Below are 13,033 nucleotides of genomic sequence, written 5' to 3'. Positions count from 1 at the left end.
TTCCCTGTTCCCTGTTCCCTGTTCCCTGTTCCCTGTTCCCTGTTCCCTGTTCCCTCGTTTGACATAATCAAAAATCCAAGAAATAACTAATTTGGCCCGATCGCACTGAAAGAATTTGAGTATCTTGTAACCACTGACCATCAAAACACCCCAAATGAGTAGTAGTAATCAAAGTTTGAAAACGGTCAGTAATTACTTCTAACAACTGATTTTGTCGATGTAAATCTAATTCCGCTAACACATCATCCAATAAAAGCAACGGTGCTTCCTTCACTACCTGCTCAATAAGTTGCAACTCTGCCAACTTTAACGCTAACACCAAAGTACGCTGCTGTCCTTGAGAAGCATATTGTCTTGCTGGAGTATCATTAATAGTAAAAGCTACATCATCTCGATGAGGGCCTACTACTGTAGTACCTTGATATTGTTCGGCGATCGCCCGTACCTTAATTTTTTCTAAAAAAGCCTGACGCACACCCTCCAAACTATCTTGAATAATTAATTCCTTACTATCAACCATCACATTCGCCAAATATTCCATCTGCAAAACTTCCATATTTCCAGCGATCGCCCTATGCCACTCACTCGCTAATGGTACTAATCTCTGCAAAACACGCTGTCTTCGGCGAATTACCCGCGCTCCAGTAGTGGCCAACTGAGCATCCCACAAAGCTAACTCTTGAGGAGAAATAGAATTTATTGAACCAGTAGTTTCTGCTGCCATTTTCTGTTGGCGAATCTGCTTTAACAAAGCATTCCGTTGGCGCAAAACTTGATTGTACTGTTGCAGAATGTGAGCATAGACAGGTTCGAGTTGTACTAATAGTCGGTCTAACCAGTGACGACGTACTTCAGGTCCACCCCTGACTAAATCTAAATCTAGACTGGAAAACTGAACCACATTCAGAATACTTAAAAAGTCTAAATGGCGACGTAAAGTTTCACCATTAATTGCTACAGTGCGTCTACCTTGACTCCGTACAGTTAAAGTCAGCTCAATATTTCCCACTTGTCTTTCTAAGTTAGCTTGTATTTGTCCCGCTGGTTTGCCATCTAAGATTAAATCGCGATCGCGACTCACCCGATGAGATTTGAGAGTGGAAAGTAACTCTACTGACTCCAGTAGATTAGATTTACCTTGGGCATTATCTCCCACTAAAATTGTTTTGGCAGCATCAAAATTAACTTTCTGGTCTAGATAGTTCCGAAACTGTCGTAAATGTAAATGTCTAAGGTACATATTCAATGAATAATGAATAATTAATAATTAATAATTAAAGAATTATGGTCTAAAGCCTCCCCTTTTAAGAGGAAAAAGCGGTCGTTTGCTTTGCAACGCTGGCGCGAAAAGCGCAGCTTCCCGTAGGGTGAGATGGATGGGTTTCCTAACCATATCCAATCGACCAAGAGAAAAGAAAATATTCCTTATATTCAATTCCGTAATACCATTTCTCCATGAAGTTGCACTTAATATAAAGACGAGAATAGTCGGCATAATAAGGTATGAGCAAAAATTATTAAGCGCATTGTTACAGAGAAATGGTATAACGGTTTTAACCAGAAGTAATTATCAATGATTCATTATCCATTATCAATTAATGAACAGGACTCAGAAGTCAGGAGGGAAAAAAATTATAAAGATTTGGTAATTTTAAAGATAGAGAATGTTTTTATACGATTCGTTTTGTAGCTCTATAAAATCTTACTCATAACTAATAACTTATAACTTTGTTTTGTAACTCTATAAAATCTTACTTTTTACTTTTTATAATACTATGAAAATAATATTCTTTGGCACACCCCAATTTGCTGTTCCTACTCTGGAAAAATTATTAACTCGTCCAGAAATTGAAGTTGTCGCAGTTGTCACCCAACCTGATAAGCGACGGGGACGTGGTAATAAACTCATCCCATCCCCAGTTAAGTCACTAGCAGTTTCTCACAGTATCCCTGTTTGGCAACCTCGTCGAGTTAAAAAACATACTGAAACTCTCAATTTATTACGACAAGCACAAGTAGATGTATTTGTGGTAGTTGCTTATGGACAGATTTTGTCTGTGGAAATTTTAGATATGCCGAAGTTGGGTTGTGTAAATGTTCATGGTTCGATTTTGCCCAAGTATCGCGGTGCAGCTCCTATTCAGTGGTCTGTATATCATGGTGAGAAGGAAACAGGCAATACCACGATGTTGATGGATGTGGGGATGGATACTGGTCCAATGTTGTTGAAGAGTATTACTCCTATTGGTTTGTTGGATAATGCTGCATCTGTGGCGGAAGTTTTGGCAAAGGATGGTGCTCATTTATTATGGGAAACTTTGTTGAAGTTGGAGAAAGAGGATATTGAACCTATTGCTCAAGATAATTCTTTGGCAACTTACGCTCCGCTGATTCAAAATTCTGATTATCAAATTGACTGGTCAAGGAGTGCTTTGGAAATTCACAACCAAGTAAGGGGATTTTTTCCTAACTGTGTCACCAATTTTCGGGGTCAGTCTTTGAAAGTAATGGCAACTGTGCCAGTGGGTGCTGAATATTGGTCGGAGTTGCCACCTGAGTTGCAGAAGTTAGAGAAGGTCTGGTCTTCTGAGTCTGAGGTTTCTGGGAGTGTGGGGGAAGTAGTGAAAGTTATTAAGGGTTTGGGGCCAGTGCTGCAAACTGGGGCTGGTTGGTTGTTATTGTGGCAGGTCCAGTTGTCAGGAAAGAAGGCGGTTTCTGGTTGGGATTTTGCTAATGGTACTCGTCTAGCTACGGGGGAAATGATTGGCAGTTAGGATGGGTAATTTCAGTTATCAGTTATCAGTTATCAGTTAACAGTATCTCCTACCAGAGTACTATGCTTTATAAACATCTTTCTTAACATAAAACTTGACAAAATATACAAGTTATGATTTAGCATCTAAAAGGTTTTTGTCAGAGAAAAACTGTATTAATAAAGTACATTTTTTTTGATAACTTAAGTAGTTTTTCCTATCTACTCTACTATGATTATCTCTCCCTTCTCCCCTGCTCCCTACTCCCCTTCTCCCCACTCCTTATAAGGGATAGTACTAAAGTAGGAGGTAAAAAAATACTTAATTTTCTTTTTTTATCCTCTTCAAAGGGGGGGCTTGATATATAATCCGGTTATACAGTAATTGCAAAATTACTTCCTCAGAATTACAGATGTTCTGCTTGAATACGAATTTAAAAGTTTACATAGTTCAAATCTTTTCTTGACTCCGTGCCTCCTGACTCCTGTTTGCGGAGCATTCCGTAGGAAATTCTGACTTCTTAGCAATACGATAACTAATTACCCGGATTCTAGACCTGATGTTCTGGTCATTGGCTGTTAAACTTATCAATTTAAATTATCTTTTCTTTTGCGGGTTTAATACCCCAGCGTCGATGGAGGTGCTTAAAATTGTTTTGGATGTGGACACCATAAGCAATTTTCCCTTCTGCCTTCTTCAAAGTTTAGTTTCAACTGAAAATAATGAATAGGAATTAATTTAGACTATGTTGACAATTTTACAAGTATTAGACTCTCCAACCATCAATTTCCTACTCTTGATTAAAGAGGAGCTAAGTAATTTTCTAGGAGATTTACTAATTTGGACTATTTTAGCCTTTATTTTATATATAGTAGTCTTTTATGGGGCTAGGTTTTTATTTCGGAAGTTAAATAATGAAATAGGAATTTTAACTCTAAACATTTTACAAACTCCTCTGCCGATAATTTTGCTCCTGATTTTTCTCAGAATAGAAATTGATAATTTAGGCTATTTAGAATATTTAGATCTTATTAAACGATTATTGACTGCAGCAATTATTGCTTTCAGCAGTTATTTAGTAAGTGAATTATTTACTCAGGTAGTTGCTTACTACCTCAGTCAGTACGCAGAAAAAACAGAGGCAGAGTGGGATGATGTATTACTTCCTATCATTAAGAAGATTCTACCAATCATTATATTCTTGATAGGAAGTTTTTTATTTCTACAAACATTAGGAATAGATTTAACTGGGTTATGGGTAGGATTTGGGGGTGTGACATTTGTACTCAGTTTTGCACTGAAAGATATTTTATCTAACTTTTTTAGTGGTTTGGTATTATTGATAGATACGCCATTTCAATTTGGTGATGTTGTTGCTTTAAAGGATGGCTCGACCGCTGTAATTAAATCTGTAGGAATTAGGTTGACAACTTTATATTTGATTGAAAGTCATTGCGACCTATTTCTTCCTAACGCAGCTTTAGAAAGTGAAAAGCTGATTAATTTTAGTCGTCCGAATCCAAATTATTACTATACAATTACTGTACCAATCAGAGGTGACTGTGACCCAAATCAAGCTATTAAAATTATTGAAGAAGTTGTGTTGAGTCATCCAGATACTTTAGGAGACTTAGATAAAAAGTTGGTGGCTATAGAAAATTTTTACAGGGTAAAAGATCAATTGTTAGAGACACAGGATAATCTTTTATCAAAGAAAGAATTTGGTCATAAGCGTCTCATAGCAGAGCAAAAATTAAAAATTAAGCTCGCAGAAATCAAACAAGCAATGAAAGATTTGATTAGCAAAATTAAGTTTCTAGAAATGGAAGGACTTGATGGAGGAGAAATCAGACAAATTCAAGGTTATTATTTGGAAATACTTAGAACAATAGGCTTTGAAATAATTTCAGAAAAAACAAGAGGTAAAAAGTTGTTATCTTTGAAAGAATCAGAAAATATGGATGAAGATACTCTGATTAATTTGCTAAGAAGTTGGTACGAAAATTGGCAGGAAGATCCAGATATAATTGAGGAAGATAATCAAGTTTTAAGAGTTGAGTTGGAAAGAAAAATTGCTTTTTTAAAGATGAGAATGGATAAATTCTTACAGCAAATTGTTAATGCTAATAATAGTTTCTTGGAAACTAAGTTAGATGACTATGGTGAGGAGTTATGGAAATGGATGGAGGATAGATTTCAAATTTATGCTGCTTGGCAACACCCCAAAATTTGGATGAACAATGTGACAATAGGAAAGACTGGAGAAGGGACTATAGATTTGGCGGTCAAGTTTTTTATTGATAATGTGAAATTGGAACAATGTCAGCGTGGTAACCGCATCCGTAGTGAAGTTCATGGAGAAATTGTGAGGCGACTAAGGCAGGCTTATTTTTACAGATAAAGTACCCAATGGGGAAAAATCATGTATGGTATTTACTACTTCTTGAGAAAATTATTTTTGGACTTACATTTGAATACTTAATACAATCAAGTTGGATAAAAATAGAGTTGTTTTTTTTGACCACTAATTATACTCAATCCGGTTTATACAGAACCTTCATTTATAAAGGTAGGGAAGAAGGCAGAGATCATCTATACTAAAATAGTTAGAGAAGAATTTGAAAAACGTGCTTTTGATAGCCGGATTTGGTATTACTTGGACTATAATTGATGCATTGGACGAAGTAAAAATTAATATTTTTATAATGAAAATTATTAGAGAATTAGGCTAATATACTCTTGTTTATGTTTAGTGTTTTCTGTAAAAAAAATACCTGCTATGGTTGCTAATCAAGAATTGACAGAAAAAATTTCTAATCAAAGTCCAGAACCTCAAGTTTTTCAACTCAAAACTCAACTTTTGAGTAAGGGAAGAAGTGACTATACTATAGCCAAAACTGATTTAATGAGCGTGAGAATTAAATGTTACGCTCAAGGGGGAGAAAATGTTCTACACTCTCATCCTGGAGAGGACCATACTTTTGTGATTTTAGCTGGAAAAGCTAGGTTTTTTGGCAAAGATGGTGAAGTTGGAGTATTCAGCAGAAACCAAGGTATATTAATTCCTAGAGGTGGTTTTTACAAGTTTCAAAGTTGTGGAGACGAACCTCTAGTTATGTTGAGAGTAGGTGCAGAAAAGGAAAAAATTCCAGTTAATCGTATTGGTATCGATGGTAAGTCATTACCAGGAAAATCCAAGGAAAACAAGCACGAAGATGGTGTGCCGATAGAAGGTTTATATTATGAATAGCTACTTTCTTAAATAGCAAAGTTAATTAAGTTTTGAATCAATGAATGTTGTTAGTCATTCCTTCTCTAGAAACTACTAAGTTTTTATTAGTAGCTTCTGGAGAAGATTATTGATATGAGAAGGAAGAGGGAAGAAGGAAGAAGGCTTTAGTTATCTAGAACAGAAGACTTAAAAGTCCGAAAAAACTTAAATTTTTTGTAGATATTCACCCTTGGGTTTACACAAACGATCAAGTGCAGACATGATATTATTCGGTAAAAAATTTAAGGATATATGAAAACTCTAAAACTTAGATTCCTATTACCAGAACTGGCATAATAAAAGTTATACATAAATATAGTCATATGACAATTAATAAAGCTTTTATCCTAAACTAAAAGCAATAGCTGATGGCTGACAGTTGTTTGTGCATCATTGCCGGAGAAAATCTTAACAGTAAAATATTATAAATTTTCAAAGAATATGACCTATTTGTGGCTAACATTAGCAAGTATTTTTGGGTGGTTTGTCAGTACCCTAGCAGGTGGCGGTAGTTCATTTCTTTTAATGCCATTCATTGGTTTTTTTTTAGGCGCTCTAGCCATCCCACCAATTATTACAACTGGAGCAATTATTGGTAATGCAGAACGTGCTTTTACTTATCGACAAAAAATTAACTGGACAGTAATTTTGTGGGAACTACCTGGTGCTATTGTTGGTGCTTGTTTGGGGGCTTTTATGTTGACCCAAATTTCTGTAGGATGGTTGAGTTTTTTAGTAGGATTATTTCTAGTTATCTCTGGGATAAATTTAATTATTAAGAATCAAGAGCAATCTTTTACTGTTCGTGCTTGGTATTTTTTACCAGCAGGTTTTATTTATTCCTTTTTATCTGGCATTATTGGTAGTATGGGACCAATACTTGCACCTTTTTACCTTAATTTTGGTTTAGAAAAAGAGGAACTATTGGGCACTCAAGCAGTAAACCGGATGGTAGTTCATATTGTTAAAGCGATCGCTTACACCATTTTTGGTACTTTAACTTTGCCTTTGTTTGGATATGGGATACTCATAGGAATAGCTGCTTTTCCAGGTAATTGGTTGGGTAATTTAGTATTAGAAAAAATTAGCCCTCAATTATTCCGTCAGCTAGTAATTATGTTTGTACTTTTTAGTGGTTTATTCATTCTCTGGGAACAAAGGAATATATTAATATTGTGGTAGATTTGGCACTGAATATTAAAAAAATTTAACCAATATTTTTTTGTGATGAGAATAAAATTTCATCCACGTTTTCTAAGGTCATTTTTTGTCGGTCAGCTAAATTTTTAATTGTTTGAGTAATAGCTTGAATTTGGAAGTTGTCTAAATTCAGACCGAGTTGAATAGCACGATGAGCAATACTATTTTTGCCTGTAAGTTTATGATTGATTAAAATTGACCGATTCAAATCAAAATCACTGGGATTTATTACTTCATAAGTCCTAGTATTATTGAGAATTGCTTTGGTATGAACTCCAGCTTTATGATTAAAAGCAGCTTCCCCGACAATACAATGGTTAAAAGGAATAGAAAGTCCCATCTTTTCCGCTACTAATTGATTTAATTGATGGAGATAAGAGAGAAAATATTTATTATTTAAAGTTTCTGGATCGAGGGTATAAAGACGAGCAATTAATCCAGCTAAAGGAGTAATACCATTACGTTCACCAATCCCTAAAACAGTTGTATCAATATGAGTTGCCCCTGCTTCAAAAGCAGTAAAACTATTAGCAATGGCACAACCTGTATCATTATGACCGTGAAATTCTATATTTTTAGAAAAGCATTGTCTTATCTTTTGAATTAGTTGATAAACCTGGTGGGGAGTTGCTATGCCTACTGTATCAGCTACTCCAAAGCGATTGACTATTCCTAATTTATCAATTGCTAAATAGACTCGCAGTAAATCTGAAAGAGAGCTACGAAATGAATCTTCAGTAGAAAAACGCAATTCTGCTTGAGGATTTTTTTGATGAATAAAAGTTATAACTTCTGTAGCTATATCAATAATTTCTTCAATACTTTTACGATGACCAAATTGACGTAAAATTTGTGAAGTACTGATGAATAGATTAATGCCATCTACACCTGTATCTAGGGCTATTTTTGCATCTTCTAGATGGCAACGAATGTGGGTGACAACTTTAGCTTGTAAACCTAATTGAACTAATTTTTGACAATCTTGATAAGATTGAGGAGAAGCTCTCGGAGAAGTAACTTCTATGTATTCTACTCCAAATCTATCTAATCCTTTAGCTATTTCAATTTTATCACTCGTAGAAAAGTTAGATTTAAAAAATTGCTCTCCTTCTCGCAAAGTAGAATCAACTATGGCTAATTTACTTAATAGCATTTTTTTAGTTTAGGCATAATTCTATAATTTTCAGCTAAACATATTGCAGCAATTATAGTTAGTATGATTAATTACAATTAATGTCACAAAAAAATGCTATATGTTAAATATATTTAAGAATATTTAATAACATTTAAGTTATTGTTAAAGCATAAGGAAGAAGGAAGAAGGGAAAATCTTCCTTTGTCTGAGTTTTAGGCTTTTGATACGTCCTAACTTTTGCTTCGACTGCTATAAAATCTATCAGAGAATGTTGAAAGAGGACTCCCATTATAATTTTTAATTTAGCGGTGAGATGAATTTCAACCAGAAAAATAATTGCGCGATCTCGAAACAATTGTTGTGTTAGGGTTATATAATTTTTAGAAAGCAGCAAAAACCACAAACTTGATTACTTTAACTTACCAGTACAAGCTTAAACCAACTCAGTATCAAGAGGCAGAAATTAACCACATTCTTGATGTCTGTAAAAACCTGTATAACTATGGCTTAAGAGAGCGTAAAGACTGGGTAAATTCCAGAAAGTCACCAATCAATAGTTGTTCAATTATTTCTGAGTATATAATACCTGCTGATGCCCCTTATCCTAATTACAATTATCAAGCAAAAAGCTTAACCATCGCTAAGAAAACTAATCCTAAATTAAAGTCAGTAAATGCTCAGGTATTACAACAAACTTTAAAAACTGTAGACCGAGCTTTTTCGGAAATGAAAAGTTTAGGCAAAGGCTTTCCAAGATTTAAGAAAAAGATGAGAAGCTTTGTTTTTCCTGCCATGCTGAAAAATTGTTTAGGTTACGGTAGATTCAAGCTACCGCAATTGGGGTGGATTAAAATTAGACAAAGTAGACCTTACCCCGAAGGGATGACAGCTAAACAAGCTAGGATAGTCAAAAAAGTTAGTGGTTATTATTTGATGATTACTTTTATTTCATCAGAATCAGTGCCAGATAATTCAGTAGGTAAAGTATCATTAGGTATAGATGCAGGCATAGAAAGTTTTGTAGCTACTTCTACAGGAGAATTAATCAAGTCTCCTAAGTTTTTGTTAGGCCAGCTACGCAAGCTGAAATTGGCGAGCGACCCCGCGTCGCCTCCAGGCGCAAGCGGTCAGACCCCGCGTCGCCGCCAGCTCGCTTGCGGAATGCTGACCAAGAGAGGGAACGCGCGAGCTTGCTGCAAAGAAGGCTAAAACATAAAAATAAAGGGTCAAATAACTGGTTAAAACTCCAGCATAAAATAGCTAGACTACATGAAAAAATAGCTAATACTAGACGTGATTGGCATTTAAAACTGGCTCATCAACTTTGCGATTTTACAGACAATATTTTTGTTGAAAATATGAATTTTAAATCTTGGTCTCAAGGTATTGTTAGAAAACAATCCCTGGATTCTGGAATTGGTCAGTTTATCAACGAAATATTGCCTTATGTTTGCTGGAAACGAGGTAAGTATTATGCCAAAGTTGACAAAAATTATACATCTCAAGAATGTCTTTTATGTGGTTATATTCAGAAGAAGAAATTGTCTGATAGAAAACATAATTGCAGCAACTGTAATTATCAAATAAACCGTGATGTAGCTGCTGCAAAAGTGATTAGAAAAAGAGGACTAATAGCCGTGGGGCACACGGTTAAAGAAAAGCGCACCGCCTGCGCTGAGGTTCCCTCAGCGTAAAGACGGAGCAAGAAAGCTTGGGTCGATTGTCTATAGGGGGCGGTGCAATTAAGCTTGCTTGATTTGCTGTCTAGTTAAGAGTTTGAAGCAAGAATCTACCGTTATAATCTTTGATTTAACGGTGAGAGTGTCAAAGCAAAGCAATCTTATTTGGGTGCATCTCAATGCATGAATAAAGCCAAAAATTTATCGCTTTTAGGCCACAGGCAAAAGGCAACAGGGAATATATAGGAAAAAAGTATTTTTGCACATATAAGAGATGCACATAAGAGAGAGTCTTGTTGCTGTTAACGCAGTTCCTACGTAGGAGGCTAGCTAATAGCTGTTTGTGCAACATTCCGCAGGAAATGCTTACATAGTAGGAGACTTAAACCCTCGAATTTTTAAGTAATAAGTAAGCAAGAATTTTTTGAGTGATTTGTTGAGGTGAAAACTTAGTAGTATCTAAAAGCAAAGTTCTCTCAGGAGCAATTGCCTGTAAAGCTGTTTTTGTTGCTTCCGAATCATAATTTCTGCTCTCCTCAACCAAAATATTTAATCGTTCGCAAACATCTACAGAATTATATAGTCCTTTTTTAAGTAGAGTGCAAATTTCCTGCTCTTCATCAACAGTAAATAAATTGGAAGCTTCGGGCATGCCAAAATCAGAAAAACCCATAATCTTTTTAGGATTAACTACTTCATTATCTGGATATTTTGTGATTTTATCGAAAGCATCACTTCTAGTTAAAAGACGTTTTAAGCGAACTGATAATGGAGCATCCAAAATTATAAATTTAGCTTTTTTCAAAGTATTAGCAGCATAAGTAATTTCATTTTCTCCCCGTAAACCATCAAAAATTAATGGATGATTAATTAAGGAGGGATTAACTTGTAACTGGGCTAAAATATGACCCATACCTCCGGGAAAACTTTTTTGATACTGACGAGTATACTTGAAGCGTTCTATACGACAGATTGTTTGAACATTTTGCTCGTTTGTGACTTGAATATGAGGAATAATTAATTCTGTTGTTAGGGTGCGTCGATTGGGAAGTAAAGTGAAATTTAATCCAGATTCAATTAATGTATTAATGACTGTGCTTTTCCCTACACCAGTTAAACCTACAATAATTACTAGAGCTTCATTCTTGATAGATACCCAATCTTTAGATAGGGGGACACCAACACCAATTCCTGACTGTAACTGTCTAAAAGTTTGATTAACTTTAGTTATAGTTTGAATCATTTTAAGTTAAGTTTATGAAAAATTGAATTTTTTTTACTTAAATGATTATTATATACGATAAATCTTAAAAAAAAATAAAGAAGATGAGAAAGCACATTTTAAAAGCTCGATGTAATACTGTTCATTTAGGAGGTTTTTCCCACAAACTAGAGCCAGCATTAATAATTAATTCTGGCGATTGCATTGATGTAGAAACTTACACGGGTTATTATCTTTACGACAAAGCACCTAGAGAATTTCTAACTCCAGAATTTCTAGAAATTTGTCACAATTTACCAGCAGAAAGAAAAGTTGGTGTTGGTCCTCATTTATTAACCGGACCAATATATATTAATAATGCTAAACCAGGAGATGTATTAGAAATTATTCTGGAAAATATTTACCCTAGTTTACGGATGGGTTTTAATTCAATTCGTCCGGGATGGGGTGCATTACCCGAACAATTTACGGCAGCAAAACTAACCTTTATTCCACTAGATTTAGAAAAAAAGATAGCTGAATTTCCTCTTAATAGTGGGATAAAAATTCCACTTCAACCATTCTTTGGAATTCTCGGAGTTGCCACAGAAAATACTCAACGTTCATCTATTCCTCCTGGTATTTATGGGGGAAATATTGACTGCCGAGAATTACAAGTTGGTTCGCGAATTTTTTTACCTGTTTTTGTGCCTGGTGGTTTATTTTCTATTGGTGATGGCCATTCTGCACAGGGCGATGGAGAAATAAATGTAACGGCAATTGAAACTTCAATGAATGGCACTATTCACATTAAGATTAGGCAAGATTTACAATTAACTTCTCCTATGGCGGAAACATCGACTGATATTATTTCGTTTGGTTTTGGTAATACTTTAGATGCTGCTTTTGAATTAGCTTTACAGCAAATGATTAGTTGGTTAGAAAATTTTGTTGGGTTGAGTGCTGAAGATGCTTATATTTTGTGTTCTATTGCTGTAAATTTTCACATTACTCAAGTTGTGAATAGTCCTCATAAAGGGGTTCATGGAATGTTATCAAAGTCAATATTATCCACAACAAACTCTGTTATGTAGAAGAAATTATGGTTGTGAATAATAGTGTAGGCTTTTATATGAATAATATCGATACTGTTGATGGGGTGAAAAATTTAGCGATCGCTACTTCTTTTCGGAGTGTTTCACACAATGATGATTTTCTGGTGCTTTGAGGCATTGCATAATTGCCGGATGATTTTATCAGAGAGGAGCAACTATAATCCCCGTGTCTCCGTGTCCCCGTTTCCCCGTGTCGGCCTCAATCATCTCAGTATTCAGCAACGCTGCTTTGATGGTGTGAGTATCCCTTCTATGTATATTCAGTAACGAAATGTTGTTTTTGCGTTGAATAAAAAGTCATGCGCAGGGGCGAGCGACCCCTAATAAGTAAATCCTATCACGATTTTTTTGGGGATGCAAGAGGAAATACCTTGCCGTTTTTTTTGAGCTTTACACAATGATATTTTTTCTTTGGTTGTGAATCATAGTGTCGGCTTTTATATGAATAATATTGATACTGTTGATGGGGCGGGCAAATTTGGCGATCGCTACTTCTTTTTGGAGTGCCTCACAGAATGATATTTTTCTGGTGCTTTGATGGTGTGAGTATCTCTTCTATATATATTCAGTAACGAAATGCTGTTTTTGCGTTGAATAAAAAGTCATGCGCAGGGGCGAGCGACTCCCAATAAGTAAATTATATCACGATTTTTTTGGGGATGCAAGAGGAAATACCTTG

At 35.3% G+C, this 13,033-nt stretch carries 11 protein-coding genes; 8 read left to right on the top strand and 3 right to left on the bottom strand.

Translation table 11 applies throughout. The features are described from left to right. Positions 1-67 precede the first annotated feature (67 nt). Positions 68-1,240 (bottom strand): DNA replication/repair protein RecF, encoded by a 1,173-nt coding sequence (recF, locus tag AC3DU7_RS10640; RefSeq protein WP_488039322.1) that lies wholly within the window; start codon positions 1,238-1,240, stop codon positions 68-70. Positions 1,241-1,775: 535 nt separating this feature from the next. Between recF and fmt the strand changes: the two genes are divergently transcribed. The 4 genes from fmt (at position 1,776) to AC3DU7_RS10620 (ending at position 7,206) form a co-directional block, all read left to right on the top strand. After that, entirely contained in the window at positions 1,776-2,774 is a 999-nt protein-coding gene (gene fmt, locus AC3DU7_RS10635) for a methionyl-tRNA formyltransferase (RefSeq protein WP_488039321.1), read from the top strand. A 724-nt stretch (positions 2,775-3,498) separates the two neighbouring features. Further along, on the top strand, positions 3,499-5,154 hold the full coding sequence (locus AC3DU7_RS10630) for a mechanosensitive ion channel family protein (protein ID WP_488039320.1): 1,656 nt from the start codon (positions 3,499-3,501) through the stop codon (positions 5,152-5,154). Between the two features lie 378 nt (positions 5,155-5,532). Continuing rightward, positions 5,533-6,003: a cupin domain-containing protein gene (locus tag AC3DU7_RS10625; protein WP_488039319.1), complete on the top strand. Its 471-nt coding sequence runs from the start codon at positions 5,533-5,535 to the stop codon at positions 6,001-6,003. 462 nt (positions 6,004-6,465) lie between these two features. Beyond that, complete coding sequence (locus AC3DU7_RS10620; RefSeq protein ID WP_488039318.1) at positions 6,466-7,206, top strand: sulfite exporter TauE/SafE family protein; 741 nt, start codon at positions 6,466-6,468, stop codon at positions 7,204-7,206. A gap of 25 nt (positions 7,207-7,231) precedes the next feature. On the opposite strand, the gene lysS is transcribed toward AC3DU7_RS10620, so the two are convergent. Further along, positions 7,232-8,377: a homocitrate synthase gene (gene lysS / locus AC3DU7_RS10615; RefSeq protein WP_488039317.1), complete on the bottom strand. Its 1,146-nt coding sequence runs from the start codon at positions 8,375-8,377 to the stop codon at positions 7,232-7,234. Positions 8,378-8,764: 387 nt separating this feature from the next. Between lysS and AC3DU7_RS10610 the strand changes: the two genes are divergently transcribed. Together AC3DU7_RS10610 and AC3DU7_RS10605 are read left to right on the top strand one after the other, a co-directional pair. Further along, positions 8,765-9,568: an RNA-guided endonuclease InsQ/TnpB family protein gene (locus AC3DU7_RS10610; RefSeq protein ID WP_488039316.1), complete on the top strand. Its 804-nt coding sequence runs from the start codon at positions 8,765-8,767 to the stop codon at positions 9,566-9,568. After that, complete coding sequence (locus AC3DU7_RS10605) at positions 9,550-10,053, top strand: RNA-guided endonuclease InsQ/TnpB family protein (RefSeq protein WP_488039315.1); 504 nt, start codon at positions 9,550-9,552, stop codon at positions 10,051-10,053. Before AC3DU7_RS10610 ends, AC3DU7_RS10605 begins: the two co-directional genes overlap by 19 nt. Positions 10,054-10,420: 367 nt before the next feature. Here the strand turns inward: AC3DU7_RS10605 and AC3DU7_RS10600 are convergent, their stop codons facing one another. Beyond that, complete coding sequence (locus AC3DU7_RS10600; RefSeq protein WP_488039314.1) at positions 10,421-11,281, bottom strand: AAA family ATPase; 861 nt, start codon at positions 11,279-11,281, stop codon at positions 10,421-10,423. Between the two features lie 83 nt (positions 11,282-11,364). Between AC3DU7_RS10600 and AC3DU7_RS10595 the strand changes: the two genes are divergently transcribed. Further along, entirely contained in the window at positions 11,365-12,333 is a 969-nt protein-coding gene (locus AC3DU7_RS10595) for an acetamidase/formamidase family protein (RefSeq protein ID WP_488039313.1), read from the top strand. Positions 12,334-12,341: 8 nt separating this feature from the next. Beyond that, positions 12,342-12,467, top strand: a complete 126-nt coding sequence (locus AC3DU7_RS10590) for a hypothetical protein (RefSeq protein ID WP_488039312.1) — start codon at positions 12,342-12,344, stop codon at positions 12,465-12,467. The last annotated feature ends 566 nt before the right edge of the window (positions 12,468-13,033 follow it).

Source organism: Okeania sp. (genome assembly GCF_983059655.1).
The sequence above is the reverse complement of the archived record's forward strand: the minus strand, read 5'-3'. Positions and strand labels throughout refer to the sequence as shown.